The organism is Seonamhaeicola maritimus (genome assembly GCF_008056315.1).
Lineage (GTDB): Bacteria > Bacteroidota > Bacteroidia > Flavobacteriales > Flavobacteriaceae > Seonamhaeicola > Seonamhaeicola maritimus.
The window spans coordinates 1,336,195-1,355,971 of the sequence record NZ_VRKQ01000008.1 but is presented as its reverse complement, the minus strand read 5'-3'; the positions used below and the strand labels follow the sequence as shown (position 1 = coordinate 1,355,971).

At 33.1% G+C, this 19,777-nt stretch carries 19 protein-coding genes; 8 read left to right on the top strand and 11 right to left on the bottom strand.

Translation table 11 applies throughout. The features are described from left to right. The gene (locus FUA22_RS05700) at window positions 1-714 is read left to right on the top strand and encodes an SAM-dependent methyltransferase (protein WP_147766937.1); all 714 of its coding nucleotides are present in this window, start codon (window positions 1-3) and stop codon (window positions 712-714) included. A 5-nt stretch (window positions 715-719) separates the two neighbouring features. Here FUA22_RS05700 and FUA22_RS05695 read toward each other — a convergent pair whose 3' ends face one another. From FUA22_RS05695 to dapF, 5 genes are all read right to left on the bottom strand, one after another. Continuing rightward, window positions 720-1,367: a peptidoglycan-binding protein LysM gene (locus FUA22_RS05695; protein ID WP_147766936.1), complete on the bottom strand. Its 648-nt coding sequence runs from the start codon at window positions 1,365-1,367 to the stop codon at window positions 720-722. Window positions 1,368-1,478: 111 nt separating this feature from the next. After that, the gene (locus tag FUA22_RS05690) at window positions 1,479-2,387 is read right to left on the bottom strand and encodes a DUF2279 domain-containing protein (RefSeq protein ID WP_241664760.1); all 909 of its coding nucleotides are present in this window, start codon (window positions 2,385-2,387) and stop codon (window positions 1,479-1,481) included. After that, window positions 2,387-3,430, bottom strand: a complete 1,044-nt coding sequence (gene mltG / locus FUA22_RS05685) for an endolytic transglycosylase MltG (RefSeq protein WP_147766935.1) — start codon at window positions 3,428-3,430, stop codon at window positions 2,387-2,389. The genes FUA22_RS05690 and mltG overlap by 1 nt, the downstream gene beginning before the upstream one ends. Next, on the bottom strand, window positions 3,420-3,956 hold the full coding sequence (locus FUA22_RS05680) for a GNAT family N-acetyltransferase (RefSeq protein WP_147766934.1): 537 nt from the start codon (window positions 3,954-3,956) through the stop codon (window positions 3,420-3,422). Before FUA22_RS05680 ends, mltG begins: the two co-directional genes overlap by 11 nt. Next, on the bottom strand, window positions 3,953-4,726 hold the full coding sequence (gene dapF, locus FUA22_RS05675; RefSeq protein ID WP_147766933.1) for a diaminopimelate epimerase: 774 nt from the start codon (window positions 4,724-4,726) through the stop codon (window positions 3,953-3,955). Before dapF ends, FUA22_RS05680 begins: the two co-directional genes overlap by 4 nt. Window positions 4,727-4,877: 151 nt before the next feature. On the opposite strand from dapF, the gene FUA22_RS05670 reads away from it, so the two are divergent. From FUA22_RS05670 to FUA22_RS05655, 4 genes are all read left to right on the top strand, one after another. Continuing rightward, window positions 4,878-6,287 (top strand): trypsin-like peptidase domain-containing protein, encoded by a 1,410-nt coding sequence (locus FUA22_RS05670; protein WP_147766932.1) that lies wholly within the window; start codon window positions 4,878-4,880, stop codon window positions 6,285-6,287. Window positions 6,288-6,428: 141 nt separating this feature from the next. Then, the gene (locus FUA22_RS05665) at window positions 6,429-7,877 is read left to right on the top strand and encodes a glyceraldehyde-3-phosphate dehydrogenase (RefSeq protein ID WP_147766931.1); all 1,449 of its coding nucleotides are present in this window, start codon (window positions 6,429-6,431) and stop codon (window positions 7,875-7,877) included. A 122-nt stretch (window positions 7,878-7,999) separates the two neighbouring features. Continuing rightward, complete coding sequence (locus FUA22_RS05660) at window positions 8,000-8,614, top strand: tRNA (guanine-N1)-methyltransferase (RefSeq protein ID WP_147766930.1); 615 nt, start codon at window positions 8,000-8,002, stop codon at window positions 8,612-8,614. Window positions 8,615-8,802: 188 nt separating this feature from the next. Next, the gene (locus FUA22_RS05655) at window positions 8,803-9,444 is read left to right on the top strand and encodes an SIR2 family NAD-dependent protein deacylase (RefSeq protein ID WP_147767439.1); all 642 of its coding nucleotides are present in this window, start codon (window positions 8,803-8,805) and stop codon (window positions 9,442-9,444) included. Window positions 9,445-9,450: 6 nt separating this feature from the next. Here the strand turns inward: FUA22_RS05655 and FUA22_RS05650 are convergent, their stop codons facing one another. The 6 genes from FUA22_RS05650 to FUA22_RS05625 form a co-directional block, all read right to left on the bottom strand. After that, on the bottom strand, window positions 9,451-10,158 hold the full coding sequence (locus tag FUA22_RS05650; protein WP_147766929.1) for an alpha/beta fold hydrolase: 708 nt from the start codon (window positions 10,156-10,158) through the stop codon (window positions 9,451-9,453). Window positions 10,159-10,227: 69 nt separating this feature from the next. Next, window positions 10,228-11,709, bottom strand: a complete 1,482-nt coding sequence (locus FUA22_RS05645; protein ID WP_147766928.1) for a sulfatase family protein — start codon at window positions 11,707-11,709, stop codon at window positions 10,228-10,230. Window positions 11,710-11,720: 11 nt separating this feature from the next. Continuing rightward, window positions 11,721-12,344, bottom strand: a complete 624-nt coding sequence (locus FUA22_RS05640) for an alpha-ketoglutarate-dependent dioxygenase AlkB family protein (protein ID WP_147766927.1) — start codon at window positions 12,342-12,344, stop codon at window positions 11,721-11,723. Between the two features lie 24 nt (window positions 12,345-12,368). After that, complete coding sequence (locus FUA22_RS05635; protein WP_170309848.1) at window positions 12,369-15,683, bottom strand: Ig-like domain-containing protein; 3,315 nt, start codon at window positions 15,681-15,683, stop codon at window positions 12,369-12,371. 60 nt (window positions 15,684-15,743) lie between these two features. Beyond that, the gene (locus tag FUA22_RS05630) at window positions 15,744-16,985 is read right to left on the bottom strand and encodes a glycosyltransferase (protein ID WP_147766925.1); all 1,242 of its coding nucleotides are present in this window, start codon (window positions 16,983-16,985) and stop codon (window positions 15,744-15,746) included. Between the two features lie 11 nt (window positions 16,986-16,996). Then, a complete protein-coding gene (locus tag FUA22_RS05625; protein WP_147766924.1) occupies window positions 16,997-17,470 on the bottom strand; it encodes a heme-binding domain-containing protein in 474 nt (157 codons plus the stop codon). 49 nt (window positions 17,471-17,519) lie between these two features. Between FUA22_RS05625 and FUA22_RS05620 the strand changes: the two genes are divergently transcribed. The 3 genes from FUA22_RS05620 (at window position 17,520) to FUA22_RS05610 (ending at window position 19,743) form a co-directional block, all read left to right on the top strand. Beyond that, the gene (locus FUA22_RS05620) at window positions 17,520-18,095 is read left to right on the top strand and encodes an adenylosuccinate lyase (RefSeq protein WP_147766923.1); all 576 of its coding nucleotides are present in this window, start codon (window positions 17,520-17,522) and stop codon (window positions 18,093-18,095) included. Between the two features lie 106 nt (window positions 18,096-18,201). Beyond that, window positions 18,202-19,545: an adenylosuccinate lyase gene (purB, locus tag FUA22_RS05615; RefSeq protein ID WP_147766922.1), complete on the top strand. Its 1,344-nt coding sequence runs from the start codon at window positions 18,202-18,204 to the stop codon at window positions 19,543-19,545. Between the two features lie 9 nt (window positions 19,546-19,554). After that, window positions 19,555-19,743, top strand: a complete 189-nt coding sequence (locus FUA22_RS05610; RefSeq protein WP_147766921.1) for a hypothetical protein — start codon at window positions 19,555-19,557, stop codon at window positions 19,741-19,743. Window positions 19,744-19,777 lie beyond the last annotated feature (34 nt).

Sequence of the window (19,777 nt, the reverse complement as noted above, 5' to 3'; positions counted from 1 at the left end):
ATGAAAAGCAAAGGCAACCTTTATTTAATACCCTGTACTTTAGGCGATAATGAACCAATAGAGGTTTTACCTATAACTATAAAAGAAACTATAGACCATTTAAACATATTTATTGTTGAAAATGAAAAAACAGCCAGACGATTTATAAAAAAAATAGCTCCCAGTAAATCTCAACCATCTTTAAAGTTATTTGTTCTTAATAAACATACAGAAGATACAGATTTTCCAGATTTCTTAAATCCGTGTTTACACGGTAAACATGTAGGTGTTATATCGGAAGCTGGTTGTCCCGGAATTGCAGACCCAGGAGCTGATATTGTTAAAATAGCTCACGATAAAAACATAAAAGTTGTGCCTTTAGTTGGTCCTTCATCTATTCTTTTGGCCTTAATGGCTTCTGGAATGAATGGACAGAGTTTTGCTTTTAATGGCTACCTTCCAATTGATAAAGGTGATAGGAAACAAGAATTAAGACGCTTAGAAAGAGCCTCCTTTGAGAATAATCAATCTCAAGTTTTTATAGAAACTCCTTACAGAAATAACAAAATGCTAGAAGATATTACTAGTGTGTTGGCAAATGATACTCAAATCTGTGTAGCTTGTGATATTACACTTTCAACCGAGTTCATTAAAACTAAAACTGCAAACCAGTGGAAAAAAAATATGGTAGACCTTCATAAAAGACCTACCATATTTATTATTCACAAAAGCTAAAATAACTATATAGCTTTTGCTTTTTTATTAGGCTTTATAAAAGAAGTATCATATCCTGAAAATCGCTTCATATAGGTGTAAACCGTAGTTCCAAAACCATCCGCAAAATTGTCAAGTCCATAACTTCTTAAATATTTTTTCACACTACCAGGTCCAGCTAAATGAGCAGCTGCTAAAATTCCAGATTCTGTAACAATAATACCGTTTATTCGTTTTCCAACAAAATTTCTAATATCACGTCTTAGAATCCACTTGTTACGTTCTGCATTTGCAATAAACGCTTTTTCCTGTAGTTTGGGGTCATTTAAAAATTGTTTAGGATTGTTAATCCCAATCATTTTTAATGTTTCTTTACCAAATTGATACTTGCCTAAATACCCATATGTATTAACGCATGAATAATCACCTCTAGACTCTTTAAAAGCAACCGCTTCTTTAAAACCTACAAAAGATTTGTCTAAAAATGGTGAGAAACCTTCATTTGATGCTAATAGATTCTTATCCTTAGCATCTAGACTTACTGTGTAATTTAAGTCTAGTCCTTTAGTAGAATACTTACTCAAATCTACTGTTTCGTTTGATGAAAACGAAACATACAATAAAAAGCATATTGTAAGCGTAAGAAATGAATAACTTGCAATATTCTTTACCATAATTTTAAATTTTTTCAGCATATTTTCCAAATTAAATATGCCTTGAAATTTGAGCGTGCAAAATTATAAAAAATTTTTATTTCTTCAAAACTACTCGTTTAAATACTTGTTTTAATAGTAGAATAGATGAAATACACTCCTTTTTTTGCTAAATTCTAAAGCAGGAAAAGGTATTTTTATCATATCAAAAATGCTAAAAACAGATCTTAATAGGGGAGAATTTGTTTTAATTCTTCTTAAAGATACATCAAAACTTAAATAGAACTGACGCATACCGTTATTATTTATTAACAACTGACTGTCAGTATCTTCACTTATTCCCAGCATACCTGTAGCACCGTAACCTAGTGCAACATTAAACCATTTAGGAATTTTACTTTCTTTAAAAAACGAATGTAAGTTTACACTTAACCAATACGTTTGACCGTTATAGTCTTTTAAAGACTCCTCTAAAAGTGATTCCCCAAGCTTATTTGGGCTTTGAAAAGCATATTTTGTTTGATGAAAAGAGTACTTAAAGTCAATTCTTTGTTCTTTCCATAGTAATTCTTGTCCAATATAGAGTCCTGTTCCGGCCGCATTTGCGCCAATATCACCCCAAGAAAAACCCCATTCCTGAGAATAACCATCTAACACCTCTACAGCGGTTAAAAACCCAAAACCAAGTGTTGCTCCATATATTAATTGATCTTTTTTACTTACACCACTCCAATTCAACACATCGGACCCTACCCTACCTAATTGATACGATGTGAACACATGTCCCATTTTATCCATTTGAAGCCATTGGTCATTATCATTAACTGTATGGAATTTTGACCGATCATAATCAGAATACCATAATTGATTCAATCCAATTAATGAAATACTAGCTAAAGAAGCTTCAGAAATAACAACTAGATTCCTTCTCGAAATATTTAGAGTATCACTTGGAGTTAAAAACGAATTAAACTTAGATTGTGAAAATGACGATACAGAAATTAAAGCTACAAGTAAATATTTAACTCGAAGCCAATGCACTATTTATAAATTCCTTGTGAAGACAAATATTTATGATAGGCTCTGGCGTTTACATTATGCTGTGACAACGTTTTAGCGAATTTATGAAATCCTACGCGTTTAGGATCTGCTGCAAAATACAAATACTTATGCTTTTCATTGTTCAAAACAGCTTCAATAGCCGATAGATCCGGCATTGCAACAAGTCCTGGGGGTAAACCTGCATATTTATAAGTATTATACGGAGAGTCAATCTCTTTATGAACATTCAAAACGCGTTTTATAACCGTGTTCTGATATTTTGGTAATTGATAAGCCGCAAATTTAAGTGTTGGGTCTGCTTGTAATGGCATACCAATTTTTAACCTGTTAAGATATACTCCGGCTATTCTTGGTTGCTCTGTAGGTTCTTTAGATTCTTCATAAACAATAGATGCCAATGCCATTACCTCATCTTCAGAAAGCCCAATGGATTTTGCTTTATTCAAACGAGACTCGTTCCAAAAACGTTTGTACTCCTTATGCATTCGTTCTCTAAATGCTTTAGCTGTTGTATTCCAGAAAAACTCATAGCTGTTAGGTAAATACATACCTAATGCAGTCTCGGTTTTAAAATTATTGTCAGAATAAAAAGATTCGTCCTTCATAGCTTTCAACAAAGAAACACTATCAGCTTCTATTTGAAGAGCAATTCTACCAGCCAATTTCTCTAAAGAATTCTGATTATTAAAAGACACCTTAATAGGCAAGTTTTTGCTTCTAATAGAATTAATAATATCATTATTACTCATTCCCTTTTTAACAACAAATCTTCCCGCTTTTAAATTACTTACATATTTTTTTTGTTTAGCTAAGGCATCAAACTTGTCAATATCCTTCAATAAAGGCTCCAGCTGTTCTCTTACATCATTATAATCATCAGTAGATTTAACGTATATATAGGCTTTTTCATTATTAAATGCTGTATTAGGCACCATCATAGCCGAATAAATGTAGTATGCAAAATAACCTGCCACTACAAGACCAATTAATGCAATGGCCCAAAGGATTTTTTTAATGTACATCTTGTTTATTTAAAAGCTGAAATAAATATTCGTTCTTGTAGGAGTTATTAATGTAGTTCCAATCTTTTTTAAGTCCAACTTGTTTGAAACCTTGTTTTTCAAACATTTTAATACTGACTTTGTTGTCTTCGGAAATATTACAATACAATTGATGCAAATTCAACTGATTGAAACAATACGAAACCAATAATTTGAGGGCTTCTGTACCAGTACCTTTACCTCTGTTTTCTTTATCCTTCACCAAAATCCCAATTCCTGCCCTACTATTCTTAAAATCGAAATCAAAAATATCAATCATTCCTAGTGGTTTTTCATTATAACTTGAAATAACCAATCTTAATTGTTTTACCTCATAAATATCTTTATGAGCATTCTCTATATATTGCTTGATTAAAAATTTTGAAAAAGGTGTTTGTGTATTACTAACATCCCATATAGATTCATCATTTTCAACTGCATGAACAAACTCCAGATCTTCTGGCTCTAAAGCTCTTAGATATATATTTTCTCCTTTAAGAGTAATCATACAGTTCCTTTAAAAACAAATTTAGCAGGACCAATTAACCAAACATTTTTGTAAGCTTCGTTATCAACATCAAATGATACTTTCAGCTCACCACCCTGAACTTTCAAATTAATTAATGAATCTTTAGTTTCATTGGTAGCGTGCATCGCCAATGCGACAGCTGTAACTCCGGTTCCACATGATAGGGTTTCGTCTTCAACACCACGTTCATAAGTTCTTACAGCAAAAGTGTCATTCGTAATTTTCTTTACAAAATTTACATTACTCCCTGCTTGATTATAAGGGGCACCATATCTAATTCTAGCACCTTCTGTTTTAATATCAAAAGTTTCAATATCATTTTCAAACTGAACATGATGTGGAGAACCTGTATCTAAAAACACATGATTTTCATACTTTTGAATCTCGTCAACATCTAACATTTGTAATTTTACAATATCACCTTCAATTGAGGCATGGTGCATGCCATCAATAGCTTCAAAAGTCGCTTTATCTTCTATTACTCCCAAATCTCTTGCAAAAGCTACTAAACAGCGCCCACCGTTTCCGCACATAGTACTTTCATTTCCATCAGAATTATAATAAACCATTTTGAAATCATACTCATTATGGTTTTCTAATAAAATAAGACCATCGGCCCCTATGCCAAAACGTCTGTCACATAAAAAAGCAACTTGTTTGGTATTATTTTTGTCGAATGTTTGTTGACGATTATCAATCATCACAAAATCGTTTCCTGTTCCTTGATATTTAAAAAATTCTTGTTGCATATTATTGGAACAAATATATAAATATTAAACTGTTTTATTGATTGTTAAATAGTCGTTAAAGTTGGCGTTAAAAAACCGTTAAATGAAAATATAAAACCAATAAATATTTAATTTTAGTCGTTGAATAAATAAAACTTAATACTGAAAAATTATGAAGAAGATTTTATCGTTAGTACTGATTTCGGCCTTAGGTGGCGTTTTAACCCTAGGTGCCTACAAATTATTTTTAGAAAAAGAAAACACTGTAATTATTGATAATACACAAGCTACACCCGCCTTTTTACCCACTAATAACTTAAATACTTTATATAATACAACCGAAGCTCCTGATTTTGTTTCGGCTGCTGAAAATACGGTAAATGCTGTAGTACATGTAAAAAATGTATCTATGAGTTCTGGACCTATGACTTTTGAAGACTTCTTTTCTGGAAGAAGTTCACAACGCCCTCAATTAGGTACTGGCTCAGGGGTGATTATTAATGCTGATGGTTATATTATCACTAATAACCATGTTATTAAAAATGCTCAGAAATTATCAGTAACCATGAACAATAATAAAACCTACGACGCTGAATTAATTGGAGCCGATGCCAAAACCGATATCGCACTTTTAAAAATTGAAGCTGATGAAGAATTACCATTTGTAACATTTGGAGATTCTGATAATGCTAAAATTGGTGAATGGGTATTAGCAGTTGGAAATCCGTTTAATTTAACATCTACGGTAACTGCAGGTATTATTAGCGCTAAGGCAAGAGATATTTCTGGAAGAAGTGAACAATCTTTTATTCAGACTGATGCTGCCGTAAACCCTGGTAACTCAGGTGGTGCCTTAGTAAACACAAATGGCGAGCTGGTTGGTATAAATACTGCTATTACCTCACAAACTGGTTCTTATATTGGATATTCTTTTGCAGTGCCAAGTAATATTGCCAGAAAGGTGATAGAAGACATCATGGAATATGGTAATGTACAAAACGGAGTTCTTGGTATCAAAGGAGGGACATTTACAAGCGAATTTGCAGAAAAAGAAAATATTGAATATTCGGAAGGTGTATATGTTAATGAAGTTATTAAAAATTCTGGAGCTGAAAAAGCAGGAATTAAACCTAAGGATGTTATTAAAAGACTTGATAATATTGAGATTTCAAAATTTGAAGACCTTAGTGGTTATATTAGAACAAAAAGACCAAATGACATTGTTAATGTAGAACTTGAAAGGAATGGTGAAATTAAGACCTTAACAGTTAAACTTTCTAATACAAATGCTTTTACTATCAACTTCATTAAAATGGAACTTCAAGATCTTTCAGATTCTTTTAAAGAAGAATATGATGTAGAATATGGAGTGATGGTAAAAGAAACTAAAAACAAATGGCTTTACTCCAACTTGGGTATTTCTGAAGGGTATATCATTACCGGAATAAATGATAAGAAAATTGAAAGTATTGAAGATATTTCTGAGTTAAAAGAAAAATATGGCGATGACGTTTTAGACAATATTGAAAAATTGGAATACATTAACAGAAGACTAGAGAAAAAAGAAGTGATATTTAGATAAGGTACTTCAAAAAAACCAATAAATAAGACAACCTCTTTAATTAAAATTAAAGAGGTTATTTTTTGTTAAAATGTGCTACGAAAACGTTTGAAATATGATAATTTTGCCAAAACTAAAACACAAAACTAAACAATTTTAAGCATGAATTTTAATGAAACCTATGAAAAAGAATTAGCATTCCAGGCAGACCGTAGAAGAGCCACTGTTGAGTTTATAAAAACAGTAAGCGATCTTTGGTATGACAAGTCTATTGAGCTAGTCATCTTTAGGAATCAACTAATTGACAGAAATGTTAGTCAAATACTAAACTTGCACAATTATGCTGGTAAGTTTGTGCAAAAGCCCATTTCTATTTTTGATTCTGTTGAAATAGCACGAGCTATTAAAACTTTAGATGTTCCACCTGCTAAACTTGATATTGGAAAATTAACTTATGAATTTCATTTAGATGAGAACAAACATGCCAATGCTACAGCTTTTGTTGCCAGAAAGCTAAAGGATGCCGACAAAAACAATGGTATTGAACCTAAAGATGTAGTTCTCTACGGCTTTGGTAGAATAGGAAGACTGGCTGCTCGAGAATTAATGGCTAAAACAGGTAAAGGGAGTCAACTTAGACTTAGAGCCATTGTAACTAGAGGGTCTATTGATGCTTCCATTCTTGAAAAAAGAGCATCTTTATTACGTAACGACTCCGTTCATGGTGATTTTCCAGGTACAGTATCGGTCGACGCTAAAAATAACGCCTTAATAATTAATGGCACAACGGTAAACATTATTTCAGCTAATTATCCAGAAGATATAGATTATACTCAATTTGATATAAACCAAGCTTTAATCATTGATAATACTGGTGCTTTTAGAGATAAAAATTCATTAAGTAGACACTTAATTGCTAAGGGCGCTGAAAAAGTGTTGCTTACCGCTCCTGGAAAGGAAATTCCAAATATTGTTTATGGCGTTAATCATAAAGATAATGATCCTGACAAAGTGAAAATATACTCTGCGGCTTCCTGTACCACAAACGCCATCACGCCAGTTTTAAAGGTTATTGAAGATTCTTTTGGTATAAAAAGCGGGCATTTAGAAACTATTCATGCTTATACAAATGACCAAAATTTAGTTGATAATTTCCATAAAAAATACCGTAGAGGTCGTGCTGCTGCATTAAATATGGTCATTACCGAAACTGGAGCAGGTAACGCTGTTGCAAAAGCACTTCCAGTTTTAAAAGGTAAATTAACTTCTAATGCCATTCGAGTTCCCGTGCCAAACGGATCTCTGGCTATTTTGAATTTAGAGCTTAACAAAAAAGCAACGTTGAATAGTATTAATAGTACCCTTAAAAAGTATGCTCTTGAAGGTGATTTGGTAGAACAAATTAAATATGAATTAAGTGATGAACTTGTTTCTAGCGATATTGTAGGCAGTTCTGCACCATCCATTTATGACAGTAAAGCTACTATTGTAAGTCCAGACGGAAAGAACGTTGTCTTATACATATGGTATGATAATGAATATGGTTACAGCCATCAAGTTATAAGGCTTGCAAAATATATAGCTAAAGTAAGACGTTTTACCTATTATTAAAATTGTAAATCCAGAAATCAATTATTTTCGTATATATTAAAGCCTCACTAAGTGAGGCTTTTTATAATATAAATTTTATAACTTCGTAAAATCCAAATACAACCAAAATAAACTAAGCCAATATGAAATTGTTGAAAATATCTTTTTTAATTTTCTTTTTAAGCTTCTCAATAACTAAAATGTTTTCTCAAGAAGCGCAAACCGAAACTATAAACGAAGGCTCAATAAACGAACAATTTGATTTTATTCTTAGAAAATCAGGTAATTTTAAGAGTACCAACGGTCAAGCATACGAAGCTGTTAAACAATCATGGCTATTAGCCTTAAAATCACATACTTTAGATTCTTTAAAAACGATTAGAAAAAGCTTAAATGACACTAAAATTGTTGTTAATAATCAAACTAAAGAAATTTCAGATTTAAAATCAAAGCTTACAAACACACAAAGCGATTTGGATAAAACTAACTTAGATAAAGATAGTATGGCATTATTTGGATTGCAAATGAGTAAAGCCAATTATAATATGCTAATGTGGTCTATAATTGCCATATTGTTAGCTTTATTAATCTTGTTTATTTATAAATTCAAAAACAGTAATACTATAACTAAAGAAGCAAAAAAAGCTTTAGGTGAGATTGAAGAGGAATTTGATGAACACCGAAAAGTTGCCTTAGAACGAGAACAAAAGGTTAGACGACAGTTACAAGATGAAATAAACAAACAAAAAGGTATTTAATAAAAAAAATAAATAAATGAAAAAGGTCTGCAACAAATTGTTGCAGACCTTTTTCTGTGATATTTGAAACCTAAATTTTTTATGAAAAATACTAAATTTGTATTATATGCTATTCATTTATAAAACAGTTAATATTTTAAGCAGTATTGAATAAACAAAAACACATTGTAATTCTTACAGGTGCAGGTATGAGTTCAGAAAGTGGTGTTAAAACTTTTAGAGAAGCTGGTGGACTTTGGGAAGGTCATGATGTTATGGAAGTAGCATCACCTCAAGGTTATGAGGCTAATCCTGAATTGGTTTTAGACTTTTATAATCAAAGACGACGACAATTATTTGAAGTTGAACCAAATAGTGCTCACATTGATTTGGCTAAACTTGAAAAACACTATAGAATTTCTATTGTCACCCAAAATGTTGATGATTTACACGAACGAGCCGGTAGCACTAATGTGCTTCATTTACATGGCGAACTTTTAAAAGTGAGAAGCTCATATGATGAAAGCGACATTCAGGAATGGAAAACAGATTTAATATTAGGCGATTTATGTGCCAATGGCTATCAATTACGTCCGCATATAGTTTGGTTTGGTGAAGATGTACCATTAATTAATAAAGCCATTAACATATGTGAAACTGCTGATATTTTAGTAATAATTGGTACTTCTATGCAAGTATATCCTGCTGCCGGATTAATGCACTATATACAGGAAGGTACGCCTATTTTCTATGTTGACCCTAATCCTGCTTTGTCCAATAAAGGTAATGTAACTGTTATTTCAAAACCTGCTACTATTGGGGTAAAGCAGATGATTAACACTTATTTTTAGTAAAACCTATTTAGCCTCAATATCTTTCAACATTTTAACAAACTCTTCAGGTGCAGACCACTGTGCATTATGATCTGCTTCAAGTTGAAACATCGTCCATCCTTTAGCTTTAGCCCTTTTTGCTTGAGAAGCGAATGCATCTTTTTCAGGATCTTTTCCTTTTTCAACCGTTAAAATATATGATGTTGGTATTTCCAACCTTTTTTCGCTTTTCAAAATTATTTTATCTGTCCAAGTTTTCAAAGGATGTGGAACATCTTTAGGCGGTTCCTGTCCTTTGGTAACCCAAGGCGGCACAACATGACCATTTACCACCTCTAAACTTGTATTTCTATTTCCATTAATAGATCGGACACTTTCATTGTTTTCAGGAACAAAAGCATCAATATAAACCATTTTAGAAATTCGCTCCGGAACTTTATCTACTACTCCTATTACAACCATACCACCGTAACTATGCCCCACCAGTATAATATCTCTAAGCTCTTCAAAAAGTATTGTATTTACAATATCATTTATATGTGTATCTAGTCCAACATTAAGACCTGCTAAATGAACACGTTCTCCTTGACCTGTAAGTGTTGGAAGATAAACTTTACTGCCAGAATCGGTTAGTAATGAATCCACCGTTTTAAATGCCCAACCTCCTCCAAAAGAACCATGAACAATAACAAATACTTGCTTAGTTTTTTTTGAGAGAAAGTATATTGACATATAAAAATGGCCATTAATACAACCCTAATTACTCTCATAATATTCATAATATTTGTTGTTTTATATAATTTATTTCAATCTTCCAATTTCTCTATTTTCAGTACCCTGAGGAATTCCAACGTTTAAATCGCCCAATTCTTTTCTAGCTTGTTCTACAACCAGCATTAGGTCTCCAACTTTATCTGGATAATAATCGTAAACATTGTATTGCTCTCCTGGGTCACGCATCATATTATAAAGCTCAGGTGATTCTATAGTTTTTTTAGGGCGCTTTGCTCCATGACCGTCATTACCTGGTTCTGTATCATATGTAGCCCAGGTATGAGGTAACACTAATTTCCAATTGCCTTTTCGAACTCCATTCAAATGATTTTTTCCAAAATAATAGAGAATAGTTTCTCTGGGGTTCGACTTAAAATCACCTTTAATAAGTGACGTAATATCAACACCATCAATTTTGTTATCTGACAACTCTCCACCAGTAATAGAAGCTAATGTTGGTAATAAATCAACAGCACAGGCCAACTTGTTACATACCACACCTTCAGGTGTATTATTTGGCCAATTAATAATAAAAGGAACGCGCTGCCCTCCTTCCCAACTGGTGGTTTTACCTTCTCGTAATCCGCCTGAAGACCCCGCATGATTGCCAAAATTCAGCCAAGGTCCATTATCAGTTGTAAAAATTACAATGGTATTATCAGCAATATTATTCTGCTCTAAAGCTTTATTGATTTCACCAACAGACCAATCTATTTCCATCATCACATCACCATAAAAGCCCTGTTCACTTTTACCTCTAAAATTATCTGACACACCTAAAGGAATATGTCCCATGGTATGCGGTACATATAAAAAGAATGGACTATCTGCATTCCTATTAATAAAGTCGACAGCCTTTTCTGTGTATAGTGTAGTAAGCTTATCTTGGTCTTTTAAACTGGCTATGGTATCAATGGTATTATTTCCTTCTATCAATGGTAATGGTGGCATTTTCCCTCTTCCCTTTTCTTTTGGTAGCTCGTGACCCGTTACATTACTATGTGGCCACATATCATTAGAATATGGCAAACCAACATATTCATCAAAACCATGTTGTAATGGCTGAAACTCTTTTTGCCAACCTAAATGCCATTTACCAAAACAAGCAGTTGCATAATCTTGTGCTTTAAACATTTCGGCTATAGTCCATTCATCTTGACTTAAGCCAATTTTATGGTGTGGGAAAAGTGCTCCAGAAAAACCAATCCTGTTTGGGTAACAACCGGTAAGTAAGCCCGCTCTTGATGCACTACAAACTGGTTGCGCCGCATAAAAATTTGTGAAACGCATCCCTTTACTTGCCATCTGGTCTAAATTTGGTGTTTCAAATCCGGTGGCACCATAGCATCCAACATCACCATAACCCATATCATCAATGAATACAATGACAACATTTGGTTTTTTATTAGTTATCTGTTCTTTATTTTCTTTAGCTGAATTACAGCATAAAAGTAAAACTGTAATAATCAATACGCTGCTAATTTGTTTCAGGTTTTTGAATGAATTCATAGTTAATTTGGTTAATTCTTTATAATCCTAAAAGTAAGGTTTATTCTTGGCTTTATTTTCTTTTTTGTTTTAGGAATTTTATGTTTCCAAAAATGCTGAGTTTTTCCCTGCATTAATAAAAAACTACCATGAGAAAGTGGAATATCTATTTTTTTTAAATCTGGTTTATGTAGATGTTTTAGCTGAAATGGACGCGTTTCTCCAAACGACATAGAAGCTATCACGGGATTATGCCCTAGTTCCTTTTCATTATCCTGATGCCAATCGTTACTATCCATTCCATCACGATAATAATTTAGTAAACAGGTTGAAAATTCAACTTTTGCCACCTCCTCGATTCGCTGTTTGATAAGTAACAAATCTGGAGTCCACTCATGTGGATACATAGTTATACCAGAATACGAATACGGTTTGTTTTTATCACCATATAAAGCGGAAAGCCTAGGAACATTAAAAGTTTTTCCATAAAACTGAATTTGATCTTGTTGCCATTTGATGGAATCTATTAAACTTCTGAATAATTCATCAGATTCTTCATTTGAAAAAAAATTATTGGAAAGTTCAATTTCGGCATCTGGTAAATCAAAAACCACTTTCTGATTATCCTCATCAAATAAAAGCTTTTGATTACTCATAATATTAAAATGAATCAATTTCCATTATCTTACCAAACTAAAATGGCCTTTATATATTTTTAAATTTCCGGAAGTATCAACTAAATTAGCTACAAACCAGTAATCATCACCACTTAAAGTTTCTCCATTAAATGTTCCGTTCCAACCAGAAACTCCAGGGATTAGTTGTTTTATCAACTTGCCGTATCTGTCATAAATACGAATTGTAGAATTAGATGTATAATCATTACCTAATCCTCTAATATTCCAAGTATCATTGTAGGTATCTCCATTTGGGGTGAAAAATTTTGGGAACCCTAAAACAAATACTGGCAATTCCTTAGTTCCACAACCATTTTTATCTCTTACAAATAACAATCGATCTCCCGAATGAACATGATCAAAAAATGGATTATCTTGAAAAGGACCAAATTCATTATCTAAAGAAAATTCATAGTCTCCAATACCAATATCCGTAGTATCAATTGTTATCGTATTATTATCTGATAAGTCTACAACCGTAACGTCTTCAATAGTAATATCTGAAATTCCAGATTCAACCACCTTAAAAGTTTCAGGAAAAGATTCACAATTAAAAACGGAAGTTGCTATTACTGAGTACTCTCCGCCCTCATTTACTTGAACAGTTGGTGAATTTCCAATTACAGCCCCATTTTCATCCATCCATTCATAGGTCAAATTTCCATTAGGGTTATAAGTGCTCAATGTAATTGGGCTGCCATTTAAACAAAAAATATTGTCTTGATCTACCTGAAATTCTGGTCTTGGATGAACCGTTAGCAGCAAATGAGGGCCAATTCCAAAACATTCCCCGTTGTCATCACTTTCAACTCTAACAAATAAAGTTTCTGAAAAAGGTGTTTGGTTTTCGTAATTAGAAACATTTGTTATCTCATTCTGTTCTAATTGGGCATCAGATAAATTATGAAAATAATGAACACTTAAATTCTGTCCCGTTGGAAAAACACTTATAAATACAGTGGAAGCGGACGTTAAATCAAATTCAGCAATACCATCAATAATAGCATCGGTATCACATATTTCTAACTCATGAATATAACCTAACGGAAACGACGTTGTTGACACTTCTAAATTAATAGTTGACACCCGATAGCATCCGGTATTTGCAAATTCTACTCTAGCATAAACAGTATTCGCCGTTTGATTATTAAAAGGAGACGCATTTACTTGGTTAACATCTTGTTCTGCATCAAGAGGAGATAAATAAAAAGTAATGTTTACAACTGTCATATCTTCGCTTGTAATAATAGAATTGACTTCATTTAAATTAAAATCTGTAAAGCCGTCGGGGGTTCCGTCTTCATCACAATTTTTAAACACTTTTGAGGCCAAAACATTAGGTAACGGATTAACTTGAATATTAAAAGACGTGTCTGTAAAACAGCCGGAATCTGCATTATTAGACATTCTAACATAAATAGTCTGACCTCCTGATATTGTGTTTTGAAAAGTTAGCGGGTTAGCAATTAGATTGCTATAACCTATATCAGTAAAATATGTAAAGTTAAAATCTGCACTAGACATACCGTTTAATAAAATAGACTCTTGACTTGTTAAATCAAACTCAGTAACTCCATTAGTATAATCTCCATCCAAGTCATCATCACAAGTTTCTAACACAGGAATATCTATAGCTGCTAAAGGCACAATGGTTTCAAAAATAGTAACATCTATAGCTAATCTTGACGTACTCTCACAAGTATTTTCGGTTTGAGTAGCGTAGTAAGTTCCATTAGTTAACAAATCTGTTGAGCTTAGCAGTGTAGTATCTGTATTAGTAGCATACCACAAAATATCAGTTCCTGTTACCCTTAAATCACCTACAGTAGCATTATCTATATCACAAAAAGTTTGTGGTGAATTACCTGTTGGAGCTGGTGTATGTTGAACTGTTAACGTTACCGGTGTTCTTGTAGTTGTGGTACAGCCAAATTCTGTGGCATCAACATAATAAATAGTTGTGGCCGTTAAAACTGGGGTTGTAAAAGACGTCCCTGTTGCAATAGCAATTCCTCCTGTTGAAACGTTATACCAATTGATGACTCCAGCAGAAGAAGTAGCTATTAACGTTGCAGATCCTTGGTTACAAACCAATTCATCAGTTACAGATGTTATAGTTGGAATCGGTTTAACAGTTGCTGTAACTTGAGTTCTTTCTCCTTCTAAACACCCATTAACAGATGCCAATACATAATAACTAGTATTAACTGTTAAAACTGGGGTTGTAAATATTGTTCCGGTATGTACCTGATTCCCTCCTGTTAAAGCATCAAACCAAACCACCATTCCGTTAGAAGCGGTAGCTTCCAAAGTCATACTACCTTGACCACATATTTCAGCATTAAATGTATTAGTTATTGAGGGTGTTGTTATTTTAGTACTAGCAGAAATGTTTAAATTATCAAGATCTCCAGGAATCAAATCTCCATATTCAACAACATAACCTTGTGGGTGATAAGGACTTGAAGGGCTAGCATCACCAGTATTAGGTAGATCATTCCAAGACCCTGGTGTTCCAATGTTCGGAGCTGTAACATGAGCGTAATTCTCTTCTCCATTTATACCACTACAGCAATCATTGGGTTCATTTGTGTTCCAATTAGCATAATTCGGTGTTGTACCATTTATACCTCCATTCCAAAAAACAGTTCCCGCTTCGGGCCCTGTTTCCCATTGCCAAACGCCTTCAGAATTAGCATCACTTCCTCCAATCCAACCCGCACCTGCTGCTTGCTCACCAGATAATTGTGCTTCTTCAGCAGAAGTTATTGTTGCCAAATAGCCCTGTAAACCGAAATAAGTTCTTGCAGCGGCATCAGTTTTTGCAGCGGTCCATGTAATTCCGACATCTGGCACATATTCATAATAATGACCAGTTGATGGTAAATAATTGGCATCTCCTACAGTAAACGAAAAAAACTTATCTCCTGAAACACTTGCAGAACTACTTTGATATACCACATCATAAACTGCAGTAATTAAATCAGTATAACTTACATTTACACCACCTACTCCTGATAATGATAATTTTCCTTCCAAATTATCCCACGAACTAACGACATTAGGGTGAATTCCAGTTAACACCAGAGAATCCTCTCCATTAACATAACCTGTGGATATTTGAATATATAAGGCTTCAATCTCAGTATCATCCGGATCAATAATATCAAAAGTTGAAACCACATTAATTTGACTTAAAGGGCAATAATTTTGATCTCCTGTAGCCTGTATATTTGGAGGTACATTAACTTGTGACCAACTTTGACCAAAGATTAATAGACAAAACGTTGATATGATAACACTTAAAACTTTTTTCAAAATCATTTTTTTGGAAGCCCTAAAATAAAACAAAAAAGGAATAAACTAGATTATGATAGATTAAAGGTTTGATTTATTCTTTGCTTCAATCCATTTACTCATAAATTTGGTGCTTTGAAGCACATGATGGTGAAGCATTTGACCTGTGAAGTTTTCCAGTCGTCTATCTTTAAGTTGGTCTTTTATTAGTCTTATTCGTTCCAAAAATAATTGCTGAAATTGTTCTTTATTGAATCTAGTATTTAAAACCTGAAAACCGTTATACTGCTTTTCTTCCCAAAGACTTTCGTTTTTATAAAGCTTAATAGCTTTTTCCGAAAATGCTTCGGCATTATCTTCAATAAACCCGTTGGGCTCAATATTTCCAAACATACCTTCTGCTCCAATTGTGGTTGTAACAGCCGGCGTTCCATTCTTCATGGCATCAATTAACTTACCTTTTAGGCCAGCCCCAAACTGTAAAGGAGCTAAACAAATTCTGGATTGCCTTAAAACAGTGCTAGCACTTTCTGCAAACCCATTAATTATAAACCCTTCTTTTGAATTATGAAGCTGATTAACCTTTAACGACGCATAGGCACCATAAATATGCATTATTGCCTTAGGCAACTCCTTCTTTATTAATGGCCAAATATTCTGCTTTAAGTGTAAAGCGGCATAATAGTTAGGTTCATGTAAAAAATTTCCAATAGTTACAAAATGTTGACGGTCTTCAAATTTCGGTAAATTACTCATTGTTTTCTTTTGCACTTCCTCTAGCATAAAAGGTAAATACATTAAAAGTGATTCATCTATTTTAAAATCATTTTTAAGTATTTCCATTTCAACTTCAGAAATAATCAAACTTAAATCACATCTATAAATACAAGCTATTTCCCTTTTGGCAGTATCATTGAACAAGTAAGCCTTATCAAATTTAACCCTATCCTTAAAAGCTTGCTGTCTACCTCTTCTTAAACAATGCAAATCTTCGGTATCTAATATTTTAATAGCTTCAGGGCACTGTTCTGAAACGCGCCAACCAAATTGTTCTTCGGTCATAAATCGGTCAAATAAAACAACATCTGGATTTAATGCTTTTACAAAAACTTCAAAACTGGACTTGTTTAACTCAATTGGCACTTGTAGAACACCAATACTTTTTAGGTTAAAAGCATTTTCAGATTTAGCGCAAGCACTGGCAAAAGTAATTTGATAATCTTTTAATTGAAAAGTTTCAATTAACTGCATCATCCTGTAACCAGCCGCAGAACTTGTGGGTTCTGGCCATACAAAACCTATAATCAATAACTTTTTATGCATATGGTACAAGCCTATTCTGGTTTAGGTTTGAAATCATAAAATAAACGAACTTTATGAGCCCAATCAATAACAGATTCAATCTGAGAATCTGTTAACTTAGCGTCAGAGTGCGTCCATGTATATGAGTTCAAAGGCATGCTTTTATCCTCAACCATTTCAATAAGTTCCTCTAATTTGTGATCCTTCCGTTTTATAGAATTTCCTTCCCATTTAGATACATTGAAGTGCTTTTTTCCATGATCTATATGCCCTTTTAACCAAAAATTTACAGGTGTAATATTATTATACCAGGGGTACCTAGTAACATCACTATGACAGTCAAAACAAGCTTCTTTTAAAATGAGTTTCACATCTTCAGGAGGATTAGTTTCTACTAAAAAAGGTTCAATAGTCGTAATATCTCCTTGATTTTTTTCTGGTCTAAAAAATTGAGCAATTACAAATACTATTAGGAGAAACAATAGTGCTTTTTTTAATATCTTCATTTTGAAATATTTCTTATAAATTTACTTTTTAAAAGTAATAAATTTCCTTGTGACCACTGAGCAACTATACAACGAATTAAATTACGTCAATCACTCACGTGAAAAACGCACCTATTATGCTAATTTGGTTATTGGAAACCCTGATTTAATTTCTAAATTATTAGAGATTTTATTTAAGGTAAATGACAAAATTTCAGCCCGTGCTGCCTGGGTGTTTGAGTTTATGTGTACGGATAATATTGAAACTATAATTCCGCATTTAGATAAATTTACCGAACAAATGCACAAAGTTCATTTAGACTCTGCAGTTAGACCAGTGGCAAAAGTATGTGAACTTATAGCAAAAGCTTATACCTCTAAAACTGAAAATAAAATCAAAGAAGTTCTGACCCCAATTCATAAGGAGCGGATCATTGAAGCTTGTTTTGATTATATGATTAATGATGAAAAAGTTGCACCTAAGGCGTACAGTATGTCTACACTTTTTATTTTTGGTAAGGAGTATGATTGGATCTACCCTGAGTTAATTACAATTCTTGAAAGGGACTTCTCTGAGCAAAGTGCTGCCTTTAAGGCTCGAGCAAGACAAATTCTAAAAAAGATAAACAAAAACGGTAAACGCTAAAAAAACATAAACCACTTATAATTTTTTAGGTTAAACTTCGGGCTTCATGCTTCAATTATATGTCTAAAAAACTTATCTTTGCAACTTCTTAAATTTTACATTAAATATGTCATTATCTGTATTAAATGCCATCTCTCCAATAGATGGTCGCTATAGAAGTAAAGTCAATGAATTAGCTCCTTTTTTCTCAGAAGAAGCATTAATTAAATATCGTGTTTTAGTTGAAATAGAATATTTTATTGCGCTTTGTGAATTGCCTTTACCGCAACTTACAGATATTGACAGCTCACTGTTTAATAAGCTTAGGAATATTTACAAAGATTTTTCGTCTGAAGATGCCTTAGCAATAAAAGACATTGAAAGTGTTACCAATCATGATGTTAAAGCGGTTGAATATTTTATAAAAGAAAAATTTGATGCTTTAGGTTTATCCCAATATAAAGAGTTTATCCACTTTGGGCTAACCTCTCAAGATATTAACAACACTGCTGTTCCTTTAAGTGTTAAGGAAGCAATGAATGAAGTTTATGTTCCCGAATACTTCACAGTTTTAAATAAACTAAAGGAATTAACTCAAGATTGGGCTGAAATACCAATGTTGGCAAGAACTCACGGCCAGCCAGCATCTCCTACGCGTTTAGGAAAAGAGATAGCTGTTTTTGTTACGCGTTTAGAAGAACAATTTAATTTATTAAATGACATACCAAGTGCCGCTAAATTTGGTGGTGCAACTGGAAATTTTAATGCGCACCATGTAGCATATCCAGATATTGACTGGAAAGCTTTTGGTGATTCTTTTGTGCAGGAAAAATTAGGATTACACCACTCTTTCCCAACTACTCAAATTGAGCATTATGACCATATGGCTGCTTTGTTTGACACCCTTAAGCGTATTAACACCATTTTAATTGATTTGGACCGGGATGTTTGGACTTATGTTTCTATGGATTATTTCAAACAAAAAATTAAAAAGGGTGAGGTTGGTAGTTCTGCTATGCCACATAAAGTAAATCCAATAGATTTTGAAAATAGTGAAGGAAACCTAGGGATTGCAAATGCCATTTTCGAACACTTATCTGCTAAATTACCAATTTCAAGATTACAGCGTGACTTAACAGATAGTACTGTTTTACGTAATGTTGGCGTTCCGTTTGGACACACTATCATTGGTTTTAAAGCCACTTTAAAAGGGTTAAACAAACTTTTACTAAACAAAGATAAGTTTGCTCAAGATTTAGAAAATAATTGGGCTGTAGTTGCTGAAGCTATTCAAACTATTTTAAGAAGAGAAGCATACCCTAATCCTTATGAAGCTTTAAAAGGGCTTACAAGAACCAATGAAAAAATTAATCAGGATTCTATTTCTAATTTTATTGATACCTTAGAGGTATCTGAAACAATAAAAACAGAGTTGAAGCGTATTACACCTAGCAACTATACAGGAATCTAAAATTTATATATGCTAACCGACAAACAATCCTTAATATTATGTGGCATTATGGCTGGTGGTATTTTTATTGCTGGGGTGTTAGATATATTAGATAATTTTGTCATTTTAACCTTACTCACTATTATTTTTCTGGCTATAATTCTTAATCTAGTTGCTACTAGATCTTTTGAGAAAAAGGAAGAAGAGTTAGAAGAATAAAAAAAGCTCGCCTAAATTATAGACAAGCCTTTCA